Consider the following 21,426-nt stretch of genomic DNA (forward strand, 5'->3'; position numbering starts at 1 on the left):
CCGGGCGGACCGTCCGCCCGATCGCCTGCTACTTGAGGGCGCCGGCGCCCAGACCGTTGCGCCAGAAGCGCTGGAGCAGGAGGAACGTGATGATGAGGGGGATGACCGACAGCAGGGCGCCGATCAGCACGAGGCCGCGCAGCTCGGGGAGCTGGTTCAGCTGGTTGTTCCAGTTGTAGAGGCCGTAGACGACGGGGAAGAGTTCTTCGCTGCGCAGCATGATCATCGGCAGGAAGAAGTTGTTCCAGATCGCGACGAACTGGAAGAGGAACATCGTCACCAGCGCCGGGGTCATCAGGCGGATGCTGACGGTGAAGAACGTGCGGATCTCGCCGGCCCCGTCGAGACGGCTCGCCTCGAGGAGCTCGTCCGGCACCGATGATGCCGCGAAGATGCGCGCGAGGTAGACGCCGAAGGGGCTGACGATCGAGGGCAGGAACACCGACCAGAAGGTGTTCGTCAGGTTCGCCTGGCTGAAGATGAGGAACAGCGGCAGGGCGAGCGCGGTCGCGGGCACGAGCACCCCGCCGAGCACGACGTCGAAGAGCACATTGCGCCCCGGGAAACGGTACTTCGCCAGCGCGTACCCGGCCATCGCGGCCAGCAGCGTGGCGATGGCTCCGCCGAGCGCGGCGTACAGCACCGAGTTCAGCATCCACTTGAGGTAGACGCCGTCGCGATACGCGAACAGCTCGACGATGTTGTCGAAGAACTTCACGTCGGCGAACCACAGCGGCGCGGTGGTGAGGATGTCGCTGTTGTCCTTGCTCGCCGCGACCAGCAGCCACCACAGCGGCAGCAGGAAGTACACGGTGAACACGGCCATGATGAGCATCGCGGCACCGCGGGAGATGCCCGATTCGCGGGCGGCGCGTCCGGTCGAGCGGCGCGCACCGATGATCGTCGCGGTGGTCATGCGTTCTGCTCCTTGCGCTGCATGTACTTCATGAATCCGAACGAGAGCACGAAGGTGGTCACCGCGAGCACGACCGAGAAGGCCGCCGCGAGGTTCGTGTTCGGGATGGATGCCGTCGCGAACACGGTCATGTTCGGTGTGAACGTGCTGGTGACCGCCGAGCTGAACGAGCGGAAGACCTGCGGCTCGGCGAGCAGCTGCAGCGTGCCGATGATCGAGAAGATCGCGGTCATCACGATCGCCGGACGCACGAGCGGGATCTTGATCGACCAGGCGATGCGCCACTGACCGGCACCGTCGAGGCGGGCCGCTTCGTACAACTCCTGCGGGATCGACAGCAGCGACGAGTAGATGATGAGCATGTTGTAGCCGACGTAGACCCAGGTCACGACGTTGGCGATCGACCAGAGAACCAGGTCGGCGCCGAGGAAGTCGATGTTCTTGGTGATCGCGGTGAACGGCGACAGGTTCGGCGAGAACAGCGAGCCCCACATGATCGCGGCGATCACACCGGGCACCGCGTAGGGCACGAAGAAGGCGAGGCGGAAGAAGCGCTTGCCCTTGACCAGCGGCGAGTCGAGTAGCAGGGCGAACAGGAGCGCGAGGCCGAGCATGATCGGCACCTGCACGACGCCGAAGAGCAGCATCCGCCCCATCGAGTTCCAGAAGGCCGAGTCCTGGAAGACCTGCGCGTACTGGGCGAAGCCGCCGAAGACGAGCTCGGCCTTGCCGAACGTGCCCTCGCGGCGCACGACGAGCAGCGACTGCCAGAACGCGTAGGCGATGGGGGCGACGTAGAACAGCGCGAAGAGCACGCCGAACGGCAGGAACAGGAAGGCGATCGCACCCTTGTGCGGGATGCGGGATCGACGCCGACCGGGCGCCGCGCCGGTCTTCGCCGGCGCCGTGAGCGTGGTGGTCATACATCCTCCTTGATGATGCGGACCGCCCCGGCGGGGACGGTGAGGGAGCCGGTGACGTCGGCACCGCTGAGGAGCTCGGAGCCCCGGGCGGCGATCTCGACGGCGCTCGAGCCGTGATTGATGACGAAGCGGTAGGCGGCGTCGGTGCCGACGCGGCGCACCACGTCGACGTCGGGTCCGGCGCCGGGTGCCGCGTCGATGCCCGCCGCATCGGCGAGCCGGGAGACGAGCGCGCGGTACGCCTCGGGCGACGGCTGGGTCGCGAGATACCAGGCCTCGCCCGCGCCATGCGCGCGGCGGGTGATCGCGGGGTGACCGGCGGAGGGCCCGTCGATGAACGAGGCGATCGCCTCGGCATCCGTCGCGCGCAGGCGTTCGCTCCAGACGGATGCCGTCGAGCCGTCGCTCAGCGCGACGGTCTGGCCCGGCACGAGGGGCGCGAACTCCTCGGAGCGAATACCGAGAAGCTCGCGGAAAGCGCCGGGATAGCCGCCCGTGCGCACGCGATCCTCGGCGTCGACGATGCCGCTGTAGAAGGTGACGAGCACGGTCGCTCCACGCTCGACGGCGCGGGCGATCACGGCCGCCTCCTCGTCGCGGACGAGGTACAGGGCCGGCACGACGATCAGGCGGTAGTCGTCGAGGTCGGCACCGGGGCGCACGAGATCGGCGACGATTCCGGCATCCGCGAGGGCGGTGTGCGCAGCGTGCACCTGGTCGAGGTAGCGCACCTCTTCGCTCGGGCGGCCCTCGTTCTCGACGCCCCACCAGTTCTCCCAGGAGAACAGCACCGCGGCGTCCGCTGCGACGCGCGTGCCGGCGATCTCGCCGAGGGTCTCGAGCATGCGGCCCAGTTCGACCGTTCCGCGCCAGAGGTCGCTGTCGGTGCCGGCGTGCGGCAGCAGGGCCGAGTGATACTTCTCAGCACCCTGCGTCGACGCGCGCCACTGGAAGAAGCAGATGCCATCGGCACCGCGGGCGACGTGCGAGGCGATGTTGCGGGTGAGCTCTCCCGGGGCCTTGGCGAGGTTGACCGGCTGCCAGTTGACAGCGCTCGTCGAGGTCTCCATCAGCAGCCACGGGTCGCCGCCCGCGAGGCCGCGGGTGAGGTCGGCGGCGAACGAGAGCTCCTGGCGCGGGTTCGCGAGGCGCCGGTCGAGGTAGTGGTCGTTGGCGACGAGGTCCATGTCGGTGGTCCACGACCAGTAGTCGAGGGCACGGATGTGCGCGGTGACCATGAAGTTCGTCGTCACCGGGATGTCGCTGTGCGCGCGGATGATCTCGGCCTCGGCGCGGTAGAGCGCGAGCTGCTCGTCGGAGCTGAAGCGCTGGAAGTCGAGCACCTGCCCCGGGTTGCGCAGCGAGAGCACCTGCGCCGGCACCTGCACCTCGTCGAACGAGCCGTAGCGCTGGCTCCAGAAGCTGGTGCCCCAGGCGGCGTTGAGCGCTGTGATGTCGTCGGCGTAGCGCTCGCGCAGCCAGGCACGGAAAGCGGCGGTGCTGGTCGCGCAGTAGCAGAGGGCGTTGTGGCAGCCGAGCTCGTTCGAGACGTGCCAGAGGGTGACAGCGGGGTGCGATCCGTAGCGCTCGACGACGGTGCGGGTGACCTCGGCCGCGTAGGCGCGGAAGACGGGGCTGCTCGGGCAGTAGGCCTGGCGGCCGCCCTGGTGGAAGACCGTGCCGTCGATGCCTTCGGGCAGGATCTCCGGATGCTGCGACGTCAGCCACGGCGGCGGCGAGGCGGTGCCGGTGCCCAGGTCGACGCGGATACCGGCGGCGTGCAGCTGCGCGATGATCTCGTCGAGTCCACTGAAGTCCCACACCCCCGGGGCCGGGTTGATCGTCGACCAGCCGAAGATGTTGATCGCGACGAGTCCGACGCCCGCTTCGCGCATGAGGCGGATGTCTTCGGGCCAGACGCTGCGATCCCACTGCTCCGGGTTGTAGTCGCATCCGAAGACGAGACCCTCCCCCTCGGACAGAGAGGAGATGAGGGTGGGCGCGGCGGCGGGCATTCGGTTTCGCTCCTTTGCGGAAAGAGATGTGTGCACGTGCACAGTTCAGTTCACGAAAAGTCCGGGATGATTTTCTGTGAACGTGCACACATCGTCACATGTCGAGCGGTTCGACGTCAAGTCCAGTCGCTAGGCTGTGGAACATGAGCTCCCATCCGCGCCGTCGCAGCACCGTGCACGACGTCGCGCGCGTGGCCGGCGTCTCGCGCGGAACCGTCAGCCGCGTGCTCAACGGCGGGTACGTCTCGGACTCCTCCCGCACCGCGATCGAAGACGCGATCCGCGAAGTCGGCTACGTGCCCAACACCGCCGCGCGCAACCTCGTGCGCCAGCGCACCCAGGCCATCGCGTTCATCGTGCACGAACCCCACGCGCTGTTCCTCGAAGACCCCAACATCGGGGCGATCATGCTCGGCACCAACGAGACGCTCTCCGAGGCCGACTACCAGATGGTGTGCCTCGTGGTCGACTCCGACCGCGACACCGAACGCGTCGCCCGGTACCTCAACGGGGGGTTCGTCGACGGCGCGGTGATCGTCTCGGCGCGCGCGCAGGACCCGATCACCAAGGCCGTCATGCGCCTCGACCTCCCGGTCGCCTACGTCGGCCACCCGCCCGAGGTGGATGCCGCCTGGGTCGGCGTCGACAACCACGGCGCCGCGCGCACGATCACCTCGCGCCTGCGCGCGACCGGGCGCCGGCGCATCGGCATGATCGCCGCGGCACTCGACCGCGACTCGGGCGCCGACCGTCTCGCCGGGTTCACCGAGGCCCTCGGAGACGACTTCGACCCCGCGCTCATCGAGCCCGTGCCGCTGTACTCCTACGCCGACGGAGCGGCGGCCATGTCACGGCTGCTCGAGCGTGCGCCCGACATCGACGGTGTGTTCGCCGCATCGGATGCCGTCGCCGCCGGCGCCATCTGGGCGCTGCGCGAGGCCGGTCGCCGCGTGCCCGAGGACGTCGGGATCGTCGGCTTCGACAACAGCACGTGGGCGCTGCGCACCACTCCCCTGCTGTCGACGGTCGACCAACCGGCCGAAGGACTCGGCGCGGCGGCCGCGGCATCCGTGCTCGCTCAACTGCGCGACGACGAACCCGCCGCCCGCACCGGCATCCTGCTCGACACCCCCGTCGTCTGGCGCGACTCCGCCTGACGCGGCCTGCGGGGCGGGACGCTTCGACAAGCTCAGCGACCCAGTGGCGAGGCCCTCAGAAACTGGGTCCCTGAGCCTGTCGAAGGGCCCCACCCCGCGAGACCTCCTCGGCCCCGCGGCCCCAGCGGAACGGCGAGACCGTCGGGTGGCCGGCGATCCAGAAGCGCCAGGGGAAGGCATCCGTCCCCGCCACGCCGGCCACCCCCACCCGCGGCCCCGTCGCGACCTCGACCGGCTCGTCGCTCAGCCACAGCTCGGCGCGCGCGCCGTTCCACTCCTCGCCCGTGACCGCGTCGATCCCATCGTGGATCGGATGCTTCAGCCCCACCGCCTGCCCGAAGCGCCCGGGTCCACGCGCGAGGTCGCGCAGCGCCCGAGGCGTGAGCGGCCCCTCAACACCGCGGCGGTGGGCGGCGGCATCCGCCCCTCCGACGACCTCTCCCGCCCTCAGCAGCACACCGCCCGCCACACCCTCGGGGCCGCAGACGACGTTGACGCACGAGTGGATGCCGTGGCTCAGGTAGACGTAGAGATGCCCGGGCTCGCCCCACATCGTGGCGTTGCGCGCGGTGCGCCCCATGCGCGCGTGCGAGCCGGGGTCGGCGAGGTCGCCTGTGCCCTGCCCGTGGTACGCCTCGACCTCGGTCAACCGCATCCGCACCTCGGCCGCCGGTTCACCGGGCACCGCGAGGATCGTGCGCAACTCGGCTCCGAGCAGTCGCGGAGCCACCTCGACCGGTAGCCCGCTCAACTCGTCGCGGGTCGCCCGGTGCAGAGCGCCGACCATCTCAGAAACGCGGGGCCGTCTGGCACCACGACGCGTCGAACCCGGTGAGAACGGGCATCGCGTCACCCGTGCGCAGGTCGATCAGGTGCGTCTCCATCGTCTTCGGCAGCGGGAGCAGCATCTCGTCGTAGGGGTTGTCGGTCATGTTCGGGGCGACCACCACCGCGGCGTACTGACCGCTGGGCGAGGCGCAGGCCTGCAGGATCGAATCCGTCGAAGCGACCTCGATCAGTGGGGTCGCGGTACCGTCGTCATCGACCCGCACGACCGCCTGGCCGGTCGGGATGCCGAGCTCGTTGCGCTGCACGACGTGCCGCAGCGTGCCGCCGGGGAACGGGGTGATGGTCGAGGCGATGCCGTAGTCGGGGTCGGATGCCGCGAGCGGCTGCTCCGACCCGTCGGCGAGGTTCAGTTCCACCACCGAGCCGTCGAGGCGCTCGACGATCGCCGTGTACGTGCCCCGGCTGATGCCCTGGATGTTCGCGGCGAGACCGAGCGACTGCACGCCCGCATCGCTCGAGCGGTCGACGAGCGACAGTGCGCCGTCGAAGTCGATGAACAGCACGGCGGCACTGTCGGGTACGAACTGCCACGCGAAGATGCTGGCCTCGGCACCTCCGACCTCGATGACCTGCGGCTCGGAGTCGCGGTCGTTCAGCGACTGGGTGACGAGCACGCTCGCGCGCCCCTCGGTGTCACTGAGCTCGCGATCGGAGTAGCTGTAGCCGACGAGTCCGCCGCGCTCCGACACCTGGATCGACCCGACATAGCCTTCGCCGGGCAGCGGCAGTTCGCGCTGGTTGCCGCCGTCGTGGTCCATGACGATGATGTGCGAGCCGTCGTCCTCCTCGACCGTCACGACGAGCTGCGAGGACGTCGCGCGGAAGTCGTTGATCTTGTCGGCCGCGAACACCGGCACGCCGTTCTCGCCGGTGAGATCGGTCTGGAAGATCTTGTCTTCGTTGTCACTGCGGTTGAGCAGGAAGATGTTCGACGACGGTGTGGTGAACGACGTGGTGAGGTCGTTCTTCGGGCCACCCGAGGCGCCGACGGCATCGGCGACCGTGACGGTGTACGTCGTCTCGTCGTCGAGCGGGACGGTGAACCGGATGCCGACACCCCGCCCCGCGGCATCCACCGTGAACGGCACCGAGGGTTCGACCGTCACCTGCGCGGGGTCGATCGCCGCGAGCGACTGATTCGTCGTGAGGATGAGGCGGCTGCCCGAGGCGTCGATCGCGTGCGCGGGGTCGACCTGCACCTCGGTGATGCGCGGCCCCTGCGTCAGGCTCACGACACCGAAGCCGGCACCGACCAGCACGAGGATGCCGAGCACCGCCGCGAGCGCGACCCCGAACCGCCGCGAGCGCTTCGGCCCTTCGTCTCGCTTCGCTCGCTCAGGAACCGAAGGTTCCGCGGGCTGCTCGGAACTGGGTCCCTGAGCCTGTCGAAGGGCCCCGCTCCGAGACTCCTCCGCGGGCACGGACGCTTCGACGGAACTGGGTCCCTGAGCCTGTCGAAGGGCCCCGCTCCGAGACTCCTCCGCGGGCTGGGATGCTTCGACAGGCTCAGCAACCCAGGGCTCTTCCGCGGGCTCCCCCGAACTGGGTCCCTGAGCCTGTCGAAGGGCCGCGCCCCGAGACTCCTCCTCAGCCGCCGCCTCCGCCGCGGCAGCGGCCTCGCGGGCGGCGCGCATCTCGGCGCGCGTACGCGGGACGGCGGGGCCCTCGGGCCGCTCGTCGTCAGTACTCATACGGGTCTCCCGGCTCGTCGATCGCGACGACCTCGGTGGGGACGATGCTCAGCTTGCCGTCGGCATCCGTCTTCACCGTTCCCGTGACCTCGATCCACTGGCCGGTGTCGTACGCGCTCGCGTCGACGTCGACCGGCAGGGTCGCCGGCTGGGCGTCGATGACGCAGTGCGTGATGACCATGCGGGTGAGATTGACCTCGCCGTCCTTCACCGCGTCGGGCGTGACGAATCCGACCAGCGAGACGGATGCTCCGTCGTACGCCGCCGTGTTCGTCGCCGTCGCGAAGACACTGGCCCAGTCCCCGACCCCGAAGGTCGAGGTGTCGGCGACACCGAGGGTGATGTCGTCGGATCCGGCGAAGAGCGCCGTCTGCTCGCCGACGCGCGACATCGCGAGCTCGACCGAGAGCGAGGCCGGCGGCAGCACGAGTGCCGCGGCGACGACGCCGGTGGCGAGGATACCGCCGGTCACCGCTCCCGCGGCGGCGAGGGCGCGACGAGGGGTGGGCGGGGCATCCGCCTCATCGGTTGCGGTTCCGTGATCGTGGCCGTGGTCGCCCTCTTCCCCCAGCGGCAGCGTGCACGACCAGATCGCGCCCAGAAGCGTGACGACGGCGGCAGCACACGCGAACCACACCGACTCGGGACTGATGTAGAGCGTGAGGCGACCGGTGAACCCGAGGCCGAGCGTGACGATCGACACGAAGGTCGCGAGGCCGATGCCCAGCCAGCGCGTGCCGAGAGCACGGAGGCGGGTGCGGGAAGTCTTCGGATCGACCGCATGCGACTCAGACAAGGACGTTCACCCCGATCCCGATCGCGAAGGCCGCGGCGACGACCACGCCGACGATGCCGAGCAGCGTGCGGGCCGTGAAGGTCGTGCGCATGAGCGCGAGCATCTTCACGTCGACGAGCGGGCCGACCAGGAGGAACGCGACGATCGCTCCCGACGAGAATGTCGAGGCGAACGACAGGGCGAAGAAGGCGTCGACGTTCGAGCAGATCGCAACTGTCATCGCGAGCGCCATCATGGCAACGATCGAGAGCACCGGGTTCGACCCGATCGCGAGCAGCATGTCGCGCGGGATGAGCACCTGCACGGCTCCGGCGAGCGCCGAGCCGATCACGAGGGCGGGCATCACGGCGCGCAGCTCGATGAGGAACTGCGTGAGGCTGCGCTTGACGGGGGTGCCGTGCTCGTGGGTGACGCGGTCGCACGTCTCGATGAAGCGTTGCGTGAGCATGGCGTCGGGCGAGGGGTGGCGGCTGTAGATCCAACCGATGAGGTTCGCGATCAGGTAGCCGCCGACGAGACGCGCGACGAGGATGCCGCCGTCCCACCCGAACGCGGCGTGGGTGGTGAGGATCACGATCGGGTTCACGATCGGGGCCGCGATGAGGAAGGTCATCGCCTCGGCCGGCGCGAGGCCGCGCATCATGAGTCCGCGGGCGAAGGGCACGTTGCCGCACTCGCAGACCGGGATCAGCATCCCCAGCAGCGACAGCACGGCCCGGCGGGCCCAGGCTCGCTTCGGCAGCCAACGGTGGATGACGTCGGCCGGCAGCCACACCTGCACCACGATCGACAGCAGCACGCCGAGGATCACGAACGGCAACGCCTCGATCAGCACGCTGAGGGCGAGGGTCAGGCCGTCCTGCGCGCGGGTCGGCAGGGAGGCCGGGAAGAGCTGCGGCAGGAACGCGTCGACGAGGAACAGCGCCGCGATGATGACGGCACCCAGCGAGAGGCCGATCCACGCCGAGCGCGGCGACGCGCTCGGGCGGTGCGTGTGCCGCGGGGGGCTCAGCAAAGTCACGCGTTCGCGGCCCTCTCGGCATCGCGCTTGTTGGTGCAGGGGGCGCAGAGTCCGAAGATGTCGACGACGTGCGCGGCATCCGTGAACCCGTGCAGGGCCGCGGTGCGATGTGCCCACTGCTCGACGTCTTTGGCCTCGATCTCGACCGTGAGACCGCAGTTGCGGCAGATGAGGTGATGGTGATGCCCCTGGGTGGTGCAGGCGCGATAGAGCGCCTCGCCCTCGGGGCTCTGCAGCGAGTCGGCGTCGCCCGAGGCGGCGAGACCCGCGAGCGCGCGGTACACGGTGGCCAGGCCGATGCCCGTGTTCTCGTCACGCAGCGAGGCGTGGAGGTTCTGCGCGCTCACGAAACCGCGCGCGTCGGCGAGTGCTTCGCGCACGCGTTCGCGCTGCCAGGTGTTCCGCTGAGCCATACCGACGATTCTAGGCGTCGGGGATCGGCGAGGGCTGGGAGTCGCGGCCGGTCCATAACTCCGGACATCTGCCACCCGGCAGCCGCACCCGCCCCGGAATTCCGGGGTCGCCGCGACGGGGCTGGGCCGAATGTCCGGAGTTATGGACACCGGCGGCGGCACAACTCCTCAGAAACCCGAACCGAAACGGGTCCACGGGCCCCACTGAGCGGGTTCGACGGCGGTTCTGCGGAGTTATCCGGGAGGACGAGTCGCGGCCGGTCCATAACTCCGGACATCTGCCACCCGGCAGCCGCACCCGCCCCGGAATTCCGGGGTCGCCGCGACGGGGCTGGGCCGAATGTCCGGAGTTATGGACACCGGCGGCCGCACAACTCCTCAGAAACCCGAACCGAAACGGGCCCACGGGCCCCACTGAGCGGGTTCGACGGCGGTTCTGCGGAGTTATGCGGCGGCGAGCAGCGGGTCAGACCCGCACGCGCCGCACACGGGCTCGGGCCTTCTGCACCACCCAGCACACGACGTAGATCGTGAACGAGAGGGTCGTGATGTACGGGCTGACGGGAAGCGTGCCGGCCAGGGCGAGCAGGATGCCGCCGACCGCCGAGACGAACCCGAACAGCGCGGCGAGCAACGGCACGGCCACCGGACCCGCGGTCACCCGCATCGCGGCGGCGGCGGGGGTCACGAGCAGCGCCATCACCAGGAGCGCGCCGATGATGTGCACGCTGACCGCGACGATGAGTCCGAGCAGCACCATGAACAGCAGGCTCACCGCGCGCGTCGGCACACCGCGCGCGGCGGCCGACTCGGGGTCGAGCGAGTCGAAGCGCAGCGGATTCCACATGATCAGCAGCCCGAGCAGCACGACCAGGCTGATGCCCATGAGCCAGCCGAGGTCGGGGCTCGACACCGAGACGATCTGCCCGGTGAGCAGGCTGAAGCGGTTGGCACTGCGTCCGTCGTAGAGCGACAGGAACAGGATGCCGAGGCCGAGGCCGAACGGCATGAGCACGCCCACGATCGAGTTGCGGTCGCGGGCCTTCGCCCCGAGCACGCCGATGAGGATCGCCGCGACGAGCGCTCCTCCGAGCGAGCCGAAGACGACGCTGCCGCCGAACAGCAGCGCGGCCGCGGCACCCGCGAACGACAGCTCGCTCACGCCGTGCACAGCGAACGCGAGGTCGCGCTGCATCACGAACACGCCGATGAGTCCGCCGACGATGCCGAGCACCGCTCCGGCGATGATCGAGTTCGAGAGCAGGGCCACGAGCTCGCCGTAGTCCTGGAACGAGAAGACATCGCTCCAATCGAGCAGGGGCCTCATGCCGCCCCTCCGTGCGCGTGCTCGTGATCACCGTGATCGTGGTGGGGCTCGGCATCCGGAACCCCGACGACCACCAGCCGGTCGCCGGCGCGCAGCACGAACACCGGGGTGCCGTAGAGATCGGTCAGCACGCGGGTCTGCAGAACCTCGTCGGGGGTGCCGAGCAGGAACCGCCCGCCGGCGATGTAGAGGATGCGGTCGACCTTGCCGAGGATCGGGTTGATGTCGTGCGTGACGAACATCACCGCCGCCTCGCGCTCGCGCCGCTGCCGGTCGATGATGTCGGTCACAGCGACCTGGTTGGCGAGGTCGAGGTTCGACAGCGGCTCGTCGCAGAGCAGCAGGGCCGGTTCATCGGCGAGGGCTTGCCCCACGCGCAGTCGCTGTTGCTCACCACCCGAGAGCAGTCCGACGCGGCGGTCGGCGAAGTGCGCGGCCCCGACGGACTCGAGCAGACGGTCGACCTTCGCGCGGTCACCGCGGTGCGGCACCGGGAACCCGAAGCGGCTGCCGTGCACACCGAGCGCGACCAGGTCGCGGGCCCGCATGCTCGTGTCGGGGGCGAGCGATCGCTGCTGCGGGATGTAGCCGATGCGGGAGTTGCCGCGGTGCACGGGTTCGCCCGCGACGCGGATGGCTCCCGACGACAGCGGCTGCAGACCCAGGATGCTGCGCAGCAGAGTGGTCTTGCCCGAACCGGACGGGCCCAGCACGGCGATGAACTCGCCGGGCTGGACCGTCAGATCGAGTCCCGACCAGAGTTCGCGGTCTCCACGGTGGAGCGAGGCATCCGCGATCTCGAGGACGGGGCGCCCACTCACGACTGGGTCGCGGCGGCGAGGCTCTGGATCGCGTCACTCATCCACTCAGAGTACGACGATCCGTCCTCGAGCAGCTCCGTGAAGGCGACGACGGGGATGTCGGCATCGGTCGCGGCCTGCTCGACTCGCTGTGTCTCGGAGCCGCCGGTCTGCGCGTTGGTCAGCAGAGCGGTCACGTCGCCGCTGTTGATCACGTCGAGCGCCTCGAGCAGCACGGCGGGGGCGACATCGGTGCCCTCCTCGACCGACTCGGCGAAGCCCTCGGGGGTGACGTCGGTGAATCCGGCGGCTGCGGCGAGGTAGCCCGGCAGCGGCTCGGTGATGAACACGTTGACGCCCGAGGCATCCGCCTTGATCGTCGCGAGGTCGGCCTCGAAGCCCTCGAGTTCGGCGGTCAGCTCGGCCGCGTTGGCGGCGAACTCGTCGGCCCCTTCGGGGTCGAGCTCGGACAGCTCGTCGGAGATCGCCTCGACGACGTGGATCATCGTGTGCGGGTCGAACCACACGTGCTCGTTGAAGCCCTCGATGTGGTCGTGACCCTCGTGACCCTCTTCGCCCTCGGCATGATCGTGGCCCTCTTCTTCGGCGTGGTCGTGGCCTTCTTCGGCATGCTCGTCCTCGGCGTGCTCCTCGCCGGAGTGACCCTCGTTGCCGGGGTAGTCGTGCGAGTACTCGACCGCCGTGACGACGTGCGGGTCGTTCGCGTCCTCGAGGAGAGTGTCGATGAACGCGTCGTAGCCGCCACCGTTCTCGATCACGAGGTCGGCCTTCTGCACCGTGAGGCGGTCGCGCGCGGTGGCCTCGTAGGAGTGCGGGTCCTGCGAAGCGGACGTGATGATCGACTCGACCTCGATGCGGTCGCCGCCGATCGTCGACGCGATGTCGCCGTAGACGTTGGTGCTCGCGACGACCGTGATCGTGCCGTCGGCGCCCCCGCCTCCCTCTCCCGCCGCGGCGGTGGAGCATCCGGCCAGCGTCAGGGCGGCGACGGATGCGAGGGCGAGAACGATCACGGGCTTCTTCATGATCCCACTTTAAACGCTAATGAGAACCATTATCAAATCGTGCGGCAGCGGCGTCCTCATCTTGGCCCGGCGCTCGACCCGTCGAGACCCACCACGCGCGTCGAAACCCACCACCCGCGACGTGCGGGGTGATGGGTCTCGACGGTGGTGATGGGTCTCGACGCCAGGGACGAGGTCAGGTGAGGGACGAGGTCAGGCGCGCAGCGCCGCCGGGGCGAGCCAGGCCGTGGCCTCGCCCGGGAGAAGCGAGCCCTCGAGCGGGATGCTCGCGAGCACCGCGTCGGCGGCATCCGCTCCCAGGTCGAACGGCTCGGTGCTGAAGTTCGTCACGACCTGCCAGCCGTTCGGGCGCGCGAAGCGCAGCACGTCAGGGCGACCGGTCTCGACCCACTCCAGCGTCTCGCCCGTCTGCAGCGGATGCCGCAGGCGCAGCGCCTCGCGGTACAGCGACAGCGTCGACGTGGGGTCGGATGCCTCGGCATCCACCGCATGCTCGGCGAACCACCCCGGCTGAGGCAGATGCGCGGGCGCCGAACCGAACCCGAAGGAGACGCCGTCGGCGGTCCAGGGCAGCGGCACGCGGCATCCGTCCCTACCGAGGCCGTCGAACTCGGCCCCGCGGAAGAACGCCGGATCCTGCCGCTGCTCGGGTGAGATCTCGGCGACCTCGTGCAGGCCGAGCTCCTCGCCCTGGTAGAGGTAGGCGCTGCCGGGCAGGCCGAGGAGCAGCAGCGACGCGGCCTTCGCGCGGCGCAGACCTCGCTCGCGATCGAGCAGATCGGATGGTCCGCCGGCGGCGACCCACTCCGTGCCCTGCTTCACCGCGCGACCCTGCAGCGGCGCGAGGCCGTAGCGGGTGGCGTGACGCGTGACGTCGTGATTCGAGAGCACCCACGTCGTCGACGATCCGCTCTGCCGCGCCTGGGCGAGGTTCTCGTCGACGATCTCGCGGAACTGCGCGGCGTCGAAGTCGGCCTCGAGCAGATCGAAGTTGAACGCCTGCCCCAAGCCCTCAGCCGAGGCGTAGCGCGCGCGACGCTCGGGGGTGTCGACCCAGGCCTCGGCGACCGCGGTGCGCGGCGGGTCGTACGAGTTGAAGACCTGCCGCCACTCGGCGTAGATCTCGTGCACGTCGTCTCGGTCGATCAGCGGGTGCGTTCCCGTCGACCGGTCCATCGCGTCGAGCTCGGCACGCGAAGGCAGCGGCTCGCTGAGATCCTTCGTGAGCATGTGCGCGACGTCGATGCGGAACCCGTCGACCCCGCGGTCCGACCAGAAGCGCAGGGTCTTCAGGAAGTCGGCGCGCACCTCCGGGTGGTCCCAGTTGAAGTCGGGCTGCTCGGTGGCGAAATTGTGGAAGTACCACTGGCCGTCATCGACCCGCTCCCAGGCTGGGCCACCGAACACCGACACCCAGTCGGTGGGCGGCTCGGAGCCGTCGGGGCCGGTGCCCTCGCGGAAGATGTACCGCTCGCGCGCCGCCGAGCCGCGACCCGCGGCGAGCGCCTCCTGGAACCACGCGTGCTGATCCGACGAGTGGTTCGGCACGATGTCGACGACGACGTGGATGCCGCGGGCGTGCAGCGCCTCGACCATGGCGTCGAAGTCGGCGAGCGTGCCCAGTCGCGGGTCGACGTCGCGGTAGTCGGCGACGTCATATCCGCCGTCGGCGAGCTCGGAGGGGTAGAACGGGCTCAGCCAGACCGCATCGATGCCGAGCTCTGCCAGGTAGTCGACCTTCGACAGGATGCCGGGGATGTCACCGAGCCCGTCGCCGTTGGCATCGGCGAAGCTGCGGGGGTAGATCTGGTAGACGGCGGCCTGCCGCCACCACGCTGCCGTCTTGTCGTCTTCGCGGGTCTCGGTGAGAAGCGAATCGGTCATGAGGGGTGTAGCTCCTTCTTTCTTGTGGTGGATCTTGTGACGGGCCCTTCGACAGGCTCAGGGACCCAGTACTGTCAGCCCTTGACGGCGCCTTGCGTGACGCCCTCCATGACGAAGCGCTGGGTGAACAGGTACGCCAGGATCGCCGGGGCCATCGCCATCAGGTACGAGGCGAACGACACGTTGTAGTTGTTGCTGAACTGGGTCTGGAAGAGGTTCTGCCTGACCGGCAGGGTCTGCAGCGCCGGGTCGGAGATGATGAGCGACGGCATCATGAAGTCGTTCCACGCGTAGAGGAAGGCGAAGATGCCGACCGTCGCGCTCATCGGCGCGAGCAGCGGGAAGATCAGCTTCCAGAACGTCTGCCACGTGGTGGCGCCGTCGATGCGCGCGCTCTCCTCGAGTTCGATCGGGATCGACCGCAGGAACGCCGTGAACAGCAGCACGCTGAAGCTCAGCTGGAACATGGTGGCGAGGATGATCACGCCGAACGGGTTGTCGAGCCCGAAGCGTCCGGTGAGCTGGATCTGTGGCAGGGCGACGACCGGGAACGGGATGAACATCGCCGCGAGCAGGTAGAAGAACGAGTATCGGAAGAGCCGACGGTCCCAGTTGCGCACGATCGCGTACGAGGCGAAGGCCGCGAGCACGATGGTGGCGATCACGGTGCCCGCGGTGACGAGCAGCGAGATGCCCGCGCCAACCGGGAACTTCGTCAGGTTCCACGCCTCGACGAACCCGTCGATGCTGAACGGCGCCGGCAGCGAGAAGGCGTTGCCGTCGACCGCCTGCCCCGTCGTCTTGAACGCCATCGAGATCGTGACGTACAGCGGCAGCAGCACGGTGACCGCGCACAGGATCAGGATGATCGTTCCCGACCAGTTGACCCGCTCCATCCTCAGGCGGGGCTTCTTGCCGTCAGCGGTGACGGTGGTGATGGTCTGCGTCGACATCAGAGTGCGTTCCTTCCGCGCGTCAGCGACAGCTGGAGGAGGGAGATGAGCACGGCGACGATGAAGAAGATGGTCGCGTTGGCCATCTGGTAGGCGTAGTCGCCGCCGTTGAAGCCCGCGATGATCGTCATCGCGACGCTGCGGGTGGAGGTTCCGGGGCCGCCGTTCGTGAGGCCGACGATGATGTCGTAGGCGTTCAGGAAGCCCTTGAACCCGAGGATGATGTTGATCACGACGTACCCCATGACGAGCGGCACCGTGATGCGGGTGAGCTGCTGCGTCTTGCTCGCGCCGTCGATGCTCGCGGCCTCGTAGACCTCGCCGGGCACCGAGAGCAGGCCCGCGATGTAGATCAGCAGCGTGCCGGGCACCGCCTGCCAGGCGGTGACGATCACGATCGCGACCCAGGCGAGGTCGGGGTTGGCGAGCAGGCTCGTCTGCAGGAACGGGATGCCGACGGCTTCACCCGCGGCCGGGATCGAGTTCGAGAACAGGAAGTTGAAGACGTAGGCGATGATGATGCCCGAGATCACCATCGGGATCACGAAGATCGTGCGCAGCCCGGTCTTGAAGCGGATGCGGGAGGTGAGCCCGACCGCCAGCAGGAAGGCGATCACGTTGACCACGATGACCGTGGCGATCGAGAACCCGAACGTGAAGAGGTAGCTCTGCAGGATCGCCGGGTCGCTGAACATCGCGATGTAGTTCGTGAAGCCGTTGAAACTCCACTCGCCGATGCCGATCGAGTCGGTGAAGCTGAAGAAGATGCCCATCACGCCCGGCACCGTGATCGCGAGCGTGAAGATCACGAGCGTCGGCAGCAGGAACAGGTAGTAGATCGGCTCCACCCGGCGGGTGCGGGGACGGATGCCGCGCCTGCTGCCCGTGAGGATCGCCGTCGTGTCGGTCGGCCCGGTCGTGGTGGTGGGTCGCGCGGTGGTGGTCATGATGCCGGCTCCTCTGCCGAGGCGTTGTCCTGCGTCGACGGGATCGGCGCGCGGAAGGCGATGCGCGCCCAGTCGGCGTCCATGGTGCGCAGCGTGTTCTCGGTCGAAGCGCCGAGCACCATCGCCTGCGCGTAGTTGAAGATCGGCAGCGTCTTGGGCACGAGCACCGAGGGGCCCTGGTAGATCCTGCCCTCGTCGTAGTACTCGATCATCCCCTCGATGCGCGGGTCGTCGGGGGCCGGGGCATCCGTCGTCGGGGTGAACCCGAGCTGCGAGGCGTTGTACTCCTCGATGTTCTCGGGGAGGTACAGGAACTCGAGGAAGTCGCGAGCCGCCTCCTGGTGGCGCGACCCCTCGGGGATCATCGCCGCGAGGTCCATGTTGACACGCACCTCGAGGTCGTCGGGGTCGTCGGTCATCGGCAGCGGGAACGTGCCGAGCTGCAGGTCTGGCGACGTCTTCGCGATCTCGCTGAACGCCCACGGCCCCTGCAGGTACATCGCCGCCTCACCGTTGGCGAAGGCGAGGTTGCCGTCGCCGTAGGCCCGGCTCGCGGCATCCGCGTTCGTGTAGTTCTCGGCGAGCTGCATCATGCGATTCATGGGCTCGGCGAAGTCCTTCTCGAACGACACGGCGGAGTCGGGGCCGACCTCGGTGCCCTCCTCGGCGAGCGCGTCGAAGAAGTCGATCACGTCGACCGATCCTCCGGCGGTGTAGTCGTACCAGCCCTGGCCGACGGTCCAGTCGTCCTTGAAGGTGCCGAAGAACGGGTCGATGCCGGCGGCCTTGAGCTGGTCGCAGACCGCGATGAGCTCGTCCCAGGTGGTGGGCACCTCGAGGCCCTGAGCCTCGAAGATCTCCTTGTTGTAGATGACGGATGCCGCCATCACCGAATACGGCAGGGCGCTCGTGCGCCCCTCGCACGTGCCGTACTGGTCCATGAGCGGCTGGAGGTCGTCGCGGACGCTGGCCGCGGCATCCGTTCCGGAGAGATCGGTGAGCGCGCAGCGCTGCACGAACCGGGCGATCTCGTAGTTGTAGTTGCCGAGCATGATGTCGGGCGGGTTGCCGCGCACGAAGCTGGCCGAGACGACGTCGACGCCCGAGGTGTCGATCTCGACCTTGACCTTGTCCTGCGAGGCGTTGTACTCGGCGACGCGCTCGGTCATGAACGCGATCGCCTCGCGCTTGCTGAAGGTGAAGCGGATCGTCTCCGCTCCCGAGCCGGCCGCGCAGCTCGTGAGGGCGGCTCCGACCAGCGTGAGCCCGAGGCCCCCGGCGATCAGCCGCAGCACGCGTGTTCGTTTTCCAGACACCGTCGTCCTTCCGGTTTTTAGATCTGATTACTAAATCTAATGAGCGAATTTACTCCGCTGAGAGGTACTCTCTCATTCGGACGACAGGAAGGCAAGAGGCGTGGCAGATGCATCCACCGGGCTGGGCACCGGACGAGCGAGCGTCGGCGCCGTGCTCGACTTCGCCTGGGGCGCCGGGGAGTTCACCGCCACCGACGTGATGGCCGGCACCTCGCTCACCCGCTCGACCGCGATCGATGCGATCGACACCCTCGTCGGCGCCGACGTGTTGCGCGAGCTGGCGAACGCCCGCGTCGCCGGCAGCTACCGCTCCGGCAGGCCCGCCCGCCGCTTCGCCCTCTCCCCCGATCTCGGCGTCGTCGTCGGCATCGACGCGGGCGACACGCATCTCTCCGTTACCGTCGCCGACCTTCACGACCAGAACCTCGTGCACCATCGCGTCGAGGTGTCGCAGACCCAGCCCGCCGACGAGCGCCGCGCGCTCATCATCGAGCAGCTGGGCGCGGCGCTCGATGAAGCCGGAGTCTCCCGCGACGACGTGCTGGCCATCTGCGCCGGCGTCGCGGCCCCCGTCGACCGCAACGGCATCTCGCCACCCCACCCGGACGGCTTCTGGGAACGCACCAACCCCGGGCTCGCGGAGGCGCTGAGCGGCTGGGCCCCGGTCGTGCACGTCAAGAACGACGCGCAGCTCGCGGCGATCGCTGAGGGCGCGGTCGGCGGAGCGATTGGATGCCGCGACTACGTCGCCCTGCTCGCCAGCGAACGCTACGGCGGCGGCGTGGTCGTCGACGGGCACGTGCTGCACGGTGCGCACGGCGGTGTCGGCGAGGGCGTCGTCTTCGACCACATCATGGGCGTCGGCTCGGCCGTCGGCCTGCCGTACGCGGTGCAGGAGGCCGCGCGGGATGCCGTCGCCTCGGGCGCCGTGGCCCCGACGTCGGCGCTGGGACAGCTCGTGTCGGACGACCGTGTCGACCCGCGGCTCGTTCTCACGCTCGCCGCCTCGGGCGACCCCCATGCCCTGCTCGTCGCCGAGACCGTCGGCGCCGTCGTGGCCCGCATCGTCGGTGTGCTCGGCAGCCTGTACGACCCCGCCCGCGTCATCGTCTGCGGCGCCGTGGCCGAGAGCATCGAACCCGTGCTCGACGTCGCCCGCCGGCTCCTGCCGTCGGAACTGCACCTACCCGCGCCCGAGATCCTCGCGTCGGAACTCGGCGCGGAGGTCGTGTCGGTCGGCGCGGTCGCGACCGCCCGCCGCGCCGCCCGCGAACGCACGGTGCCCCGCCTGGCCGAGGCCCGGCTGTCGGTACTGACGTAGTTCCCCGGCATCCGCCCCCGGCATCCGTCCCCGGCCTCCGCCCCCGGCTTTCGAATCGCTCACCTTGCAGAAACTCGGGGTGAAAAACCGCAAAGTGGGCGATTCGAACGGGATGTCGGTATGCGGCGGGAGAATCGGATGATGAGGGATGCCGAGGCGCGGAGGTCGCCGTCGACGATCGAGATGCTGCTCGACCGCGCGGCGGAGACTGCCGTGCGGGCCGAGTGGGAGGCCCTCGCCGCGCTCGGGCTGTCGAGCCTCGGGCGGCACACCTCGCCGAGCAACCGCCCACACCTCACCCTGCTCGCGCGCGTCGACCTGCCGCGGTTCGACGCCGATGTTCTCGACGGCATCCCGTCGTTTCCGATCACGCTCGGTGCCCCGCTGCTCTTCGGCACGGGGGATCGGCGCGTGCTGGCCCGCAGCATCGTGCCCACCGCAGAGCTGCTCGACCTGCACGCGCTGATTCACGCCGCCGCCGGGCCGAGCGAGGATGCCCCGCACACCGCACCGGGCGAATGGACCCCGCACGTCACGCTGGCCCGCCGACTGCGCGTCACCGATCTCGGGGCCGCGCTCGAGGCCGTCGGAGGCGACATCCACGGTCGCGTCACGGACCTGCGGCGGTGGGATCCCGGCACCGCGACCGTCACGACCGTCGTGGAACTGCGGCGGGCGTAGCGCGAAACGTCAGTCGACGAGCAGCGCGGGCTCCTCGAGCACCGAGGCCACATCCGCGATGAAGCGGCTCATGGCGTCGCCGTCGACGACGCGGTGGTCGAACGAACCGGCGACCGTGGTCACCCAGCGGGGGCGCACCTCGCCGTCGACGACCCACGGCTTCTGGCTGATCGTGCCCATGGCGAGGATGCCCGCCTGACCGGGGTTGATGATCGGGGTGCCGGCATCCATCCCGAACACACCGATGTTGGTGATCGTGAACGTGCCGCCCTGCTGATCGGCCGGCGTGGTCTTGCCCTCGCGGGCCGTGAGCGTGAGGCGGTTGAGGGCGCGCGCGAGATCTTTCATCCCGAGGTCCTGCGCGTCCTTGATGTTCGGCACGAGCAGGCCGCGGGGCGTGGCCGCCGCGATCCCGAGGTTCACGTAGTGGCGCACGGCGATCTCGGCGCCGTTCTCGGTCTCGACCCACGCGGCGTTGATCATGGGGGTGCGGCGCAGCGCCCAGATCACGGCGCGCGCCACGATCAGCAGCGGCGACACCTTGATGTCGGCGTACTCGGGCGCGGCCTTGAGGCGCTTGACGAGCTCCATCGTGCGGGTCGCGTCGACGTCCTTCCACACGGTGACGTGCGGGGCCGAGTAGGCGCTCTGCACCATCGCCGAGGACGTCGCCTTGCGCACGCCCTTCACCGGGATCGACTCGGTGCGCTCGGCATCCGACGCCGACACGGATGCCGCGACCGGCGCGACCCCGCGGGCGAGGCCGACCGGGGCGATCTGCGGCGCGGGAACGGTCTCCTCGCGCACGTCGCCCCACTCCGGGGTCTGGATGTTGCGGAACACGCTCGCCTGCGAGGCGTGCTTCATGACGTCGTCGCGGGTGACCTCGCCGTCGGCGCCGCTCGGCGTGACGGTCGTGAGGTCGACGCCGAGGTCGCGGGCGAGCTTGCGGATCGGGGGCTTGGCGATCACGCCCACCGACGACCGCACCGGACGCTCAGCGGGGCGCTTGCGACGCGAGGTCGCTCCCCCACCCGAGCCGTAACCGACGAGCACCGAGCCGCCACCCTCCTCCGCCGCGGGCGCGGGAGCTGCGGGCGCCGCCGGAGCGGGAGCGGCGGCATCCGCCTGCACGAAGGTGATGATCGGCGTGCCGACCTCGACCGTCGTGCCCTCGGCGACGAGCAGCTCGCCGACCGTGCCGGCGTGCGGCGAGGGCAGCTCGACGAGCGACTTGGCCGTCTCGATCTCGCAGATGACGTCGTTGATCGCGACCGTGTCGCCGGGCGCGACCTTCCACGTGACGATCTCGGCCTCGGTCAGGCCCTCGCCGACATCGGGAAGGGTGAAGTTCTGCGTGCTCATCTGCG

General features: G+C 69.4%; 19 protein-coding genes. 3 read left to right on the forward strand and 16 right to left on the reverse strand.

Annotated elements, in window-relative coordinates:
• Window positions 1–28: 28 nt before the first annotated feature.
• Genes ACFY9N_RS14260 through ACFY9N_RS14270 form a run of 3 tightly spaced genes read right to left on the reverse strand, consistent with a single transcriptional unit; the run spans window position 29 to window position 3,854 of the window.
• On the reverse strand, window positions 29–916 hold the full coding sequence (locus tag ACFY9N_RS14260) for a carbohydrate ABC transporter permease (RefSeq protein WP_391479435.1): 888 nt from the start codon (window positions 914–916) through the stop codon (window positions 29–31).
• Window positions 913–1,839, reverse strand: a complete 927-nt coding sequence (locus tag ACFY9N_RS14265; RefSeq protein ID WP_391479436.1) for a carbohydrate ABC transporter permease — start codon at window positions 1,837–1,839, stop codon at window positions 913–915. The genes ACFY9N_RS14260 and ACFY9N_RS14265 overlap by 4 nt, the downstream gene beginning before the upstream one ends.
• Window positions 1,836–3,854, reverse strand: coding sequence for a beta-galactosidase (locus ACFY9N_RS14270; RefSeq protein WP_391479437.1), 2,019 nt, complete (start codon window positions 3,852–3,854; stop codon window positions 1,836–1,838). Before ACFY9N_RS14270 ends, ACFY9N_RS14265 begins: the two co-directional genes overlap by 4 nt.
• A 143-nt stretch (window positions 3,855–3,997) precedes the next feature.
• Here ACFY9N_RS14270 and ACFY9N_RS14275 point away from each other — a divergent pair, with 143 nt between their 5' ends.
• Entirely contained in the window at window positions 3,998–5,011 is a 1,014-nt protein-coding gene (locus ACFY9N_RS14275; protein WP_391479438.1) for a LacI family DNA-binding transcriptional regulator, read from the forward strand.
• 55 nt (window positions 5,012–5,066) lie between these two features.
• On the opposite strand, the gene ACFY9N_RS14280 is transcribed toward ACFY9N_RS14275, so the two are convergent.
• The 12 genes from ACFY9N_RS14280 to ACFY9N_RS14335 form a co-directional block, all read right to left on the reverse strand.
• Entirely contained in the window at window positions 5,067–5,798 is a 732-nt protein-coding gene (locus tag ACFY9N_RS14280; protein ID WP_391479440.1) for a DNA-3-methyladenine glycosylase, read from the reverse strand.
• Window position 5,799: 1 nt separating this feature from the next.
• Window positions 5,800–7,134 carry an Ig-like domain-containing protein gene (locus ACFY9N_RS14285; protein ID WP_391479441.1) on the reverse strand — a complete coding sequence of 445 codons (1,335 nt, stop codon included), beginning with the start codon at window positions 7,132–7,134 and terminating at the stop codon, window positions 5,800–5,802.
• Window positions 7,135–7,540: 406 nt separating this feature from the next.
• Window positions 7,541–8,347 (reverse strand): TIGR03943 family putative permease subunit, encoded by an 807-nt coding sequence (locus ACFY9N_RS14290; RefSeq protein ID WP_391479443.1) that lies wholly within the window; start codon window positions 8,345–8,347, stop codon window positions 7,541–7,543.
• Window positions 8,340–9,362 carry a permease gene (locus ACFY9N_RS14295; protein ID WP_391479683.1) on the reverse strand — a complete coding sequence of 341 codons (1,023 nt, stop codon included), beginning with the start codon at window positions 9,360–9,362 and terminating at the stop codon, window positions 8,340–8,342. Before ACFY9N_RS14295 ends, ACFY9N_RS14290 begins: the two co-directional genes overlap by 8 nt.
• A 2-nt stretch (window positions 9,363–9,364) precedes the next feature.
• A complete protein-coding gene (locus ACFY9N_RS14300; protein ID WP_391479444.1) occupies window positions 9,365–9,781 on the reverse strand; it encodes a Fur family transcriptional regulator in 417 nt (138 codons plus the stop codon).
• Between the two features lie 466 nt (window positions 9,782–10,247).
• A complete protein-coding gene (locus ACFY9N_RS14305; RefSeq protein WP_391479445.1) occupies window positions 10,248–11,108 on the reverse strand; it encodes a metal ABC transporter permease in 861 nt (286 codons plus the stop codon).
• Window positions 11,105–11,929, reverse strand: a complete 825-nt coding sequence (locus ACFY9N_RS14310) for a metal ABC transporter ATP-binding protein (RefSeq protein WP_391479446.1) — start codon at window positions 11,927–11,929, stop codon at window positions 11,105–11,107. The genes ACFY9N_RS14305 and ACFY9N_RS14310 overlap by 4 nt, the downstream gene beginning before the upstream one ends.
• A complete protein-coding gene (locus tag ACFY9N_RS14315) occupies window positions 11,926–12,954 on the reverse strand; it encodes a metal ABC transporter solute-binding protein, Zn/Mn family (protein ID WP_391479448.1) in 1,029 nt (342 codons plus the stop codon). The genes ACFY9N_RS14310 and ACFY9N_RS14315 overlap by 4 nt, the downstream gene beginning before the upstream one ends.
• Before the next feature lie 192 nt (window positions 12,955–13,146).
• On the reverse strand, window positions 13,147–14,838 hold the full coding sequence (locus ACFY9N_RS14320) for a glycoside hydrolase family 13 protein (protein WP_391479450.1): 1,692 nt from the start codon (window positions 14,836–14,838) through the stop codon (window positions 13,147–13,149).
• A 74-nt stretch (window positions 14,839–14,912) separates the two neighbouring features.
• Window positions 14,913–15,791, reverse strand: coding sequence for a carbohydrate ABC transporter permease (locus ACFY9N_RS14325; RefSeq protein ID WP_391479451.1), 879 nt, complete (start codon window positions 15,789–15,791; stop codon window positions 14,913–14,915).
• Window positions 15,791–16,738, reverse strand: a complete 948-nt coding sequence (locus ACFY9N_RS14330; RefSeq protein ID WP_391479453.1) for a carbohydrate ABC transporter permease — start codon at window positions 16,736–16,738, stop codon at window positions 15,791–15,793. The genes ACFY9N_RS14325 and ACFY9N_RS14330 overlap by 1 nt, the downstream gene beginning before the upstream one ends.
• A complete protein-coding gene (locus ACFY9N_RS14335) occupies window positions 16,735–18,054 on the reverse strand; it encodes an ABC transporter substrate-binding protein (RefSeq protein WP_391479454.1) in 1,320 nt (439 codons plus the stop codon). Before ACFY9N_RS14335 ends, ACFY9N_RS14330 begins: the two co-directional genes overlap by 4 nt.
• Window positions 18,055–18,154: 100 nt before the next feature.
• Here ACFY9N_RS14335 and ACFY9N_RS14340 point away from each other — a divergent pair, with 100 nt between their 5' ends.
• Together ACFY9N_RS14340 and ACFY9N_RS14345 are read left to right on the forward strand one after the other, a co-directional pair.
• On the forward strand, window positions 18,155–19,375 hold the full coding sequence (locus ACFY9N_RS14340) for an ROK family protein (RefSeq protein WP_391479455.1): 1,221 nt from the start codon (window positions 18,155–18,157) through the stop codon (window positions 19,373–19,375).
• Window positions 19,376–19,516: 141 nt separating this feature from the next.
• Window positions 19,517–20,056 carry a 2'-5' RNA ligase family protein gene (locus ACFY9N_RS14345; RefSeq protein WP_391479457.1) on the forward strand — a complete coding sequence of 180 codons (540 nt, stop codon included), beginning with the start codon at window positions 19,517–19,519 and terminating at the stop codon, window positions 20,054–20,056.
• Between the two features lie 9 nt (window positions 20,057–20,065).
• On the opposite strand, the gene ACFY9N_RS14350 is transcribed toward ACFY9N_RS14345, so the two are convergent.
• Window positions 20,066–21,421, reverse strand: a complete 1,356-nt coding sequence (locus ACFY9N_RS14350; protein WP_391479458.1) for a dihydrolipoamide acetyltransferase family protein — start codon at window positions 21,419–21,421, stop codon at window positions 20,066–20,068.
• Window positions 21,422–21,426 lie beyond the last annotated feature (5 nt).

It is taken from the genome of Microbacterium sp. NPDC008134, from assembly GCF_042957055.1.
Classification (GTDB): domain Bacteria; phylum Actinomycetota; class Actinomycetes; order Actinomycetales; family Microbacteriaceae; genus Microbacterium.

What these genes read in the sequence shown, in the direction of transcription:
- ACFY9N_RS14305 (WP_391479445.1), bottom strand. Translation starts at nt 11,108, where the DNA reads ATGAGGCCCCTGCTCGATTGGAGCGATGTCTTCTCGTTCCAGGACTAC.
- ACFY9N_RS14260 (WP_391479435.1), bottom strand. Translation starts at nt 916, where the DNA reads ATGACCACCGCGACGATCATCGGTGCGCGCCGCTCGACCGGACGCGCC.
- ACFY9N_RS14320 (WP_391479450.1), bottom strand. Translation starts at nt 14,838, where the DNA reads ATGACCGATTCGCTTCTCACCGAGACCCGCGAAGACGACAAGACGGCA.
- ACFY9N_RS14350 (WP_391479458.1), bottom strand. Translation starts at nt 21,421, where the DNA reads ATGAGCACGCAGAACTTCACCCTTCCCGATGTCGGCGAGGGCCTGACC.
- ACFY9N_RS14325 (WP_391479451.1), bottom strand. Translation starts at nt 15,791, where the DNA reads ATGTCGACGCAGACCATCACCACCGTCACCGCTGACGGCAAGAAGCCC.
- ACFY9N_RS14330 (WP_391479453.1), bottom strand. Translation starts at nt 16,738, where the DNA reads ATGACCACCACCGCGCGACCCACCACCACGACCGGGCCGACCGACACG.
- ACFY9N_RS14265 (WP_391479436.1), bottom strand. Translation starts at nt 1,839, where the DNA reads ATGACCACCACGCTCACGGCGCCGGCGAAGACCGGCGCGGCGCCCGGT.
- ACFY9N_RS14270 (WP_391479437.1), bottom strand. Translation starts at nt 3,854, where the DNA reads ATGCCCGCCGCCGCGCCCACCCTCATCTCCTCTCTGTCCGAGGGGGAG.
- ACFY9N_RS14345 (WP_391479457.1), top strand. Translation starts at nt 19,517, where the DNA reads ATGAGGGATGCCGAGGCGCGGAGGTCGCCGTCGACGATCGAGATGCTG.
- ACFY9N_RS14300 (WP_391479444.1), bottom strand. Translation starts at nt 9,781, where the DNA reads ATGGCTCAGCGGAACACCTGGCAGCGCGAACGCGTGCGCGAAGCACTC.
- ACFY9N_RS14280 (WP_391479440.1), bottom strand. Translation starts at nt 5,798, where the DNA reads ATGGTCGGCGCTCTGCACCGGGCGACCCGCGACGAGTTGAGCGGGCTA.
- ACFY9N_RS14315 (WP_391479448.1), bottom strand. Translation starts at nt 12,954, where the DNA reads ATGAAGAAGCCCGTGATCGTTCTCGCCCTCGCATCCGTCGCCGCCCTG.
- ACFY9N_RS14275 (WP_391479438.1), top strand. Translation starts at nt 3,998, where the DNA reads ATGAGCTCCCATCCGCGCCGTCGCAGCACCGTGCACGACGTCGCGCGC.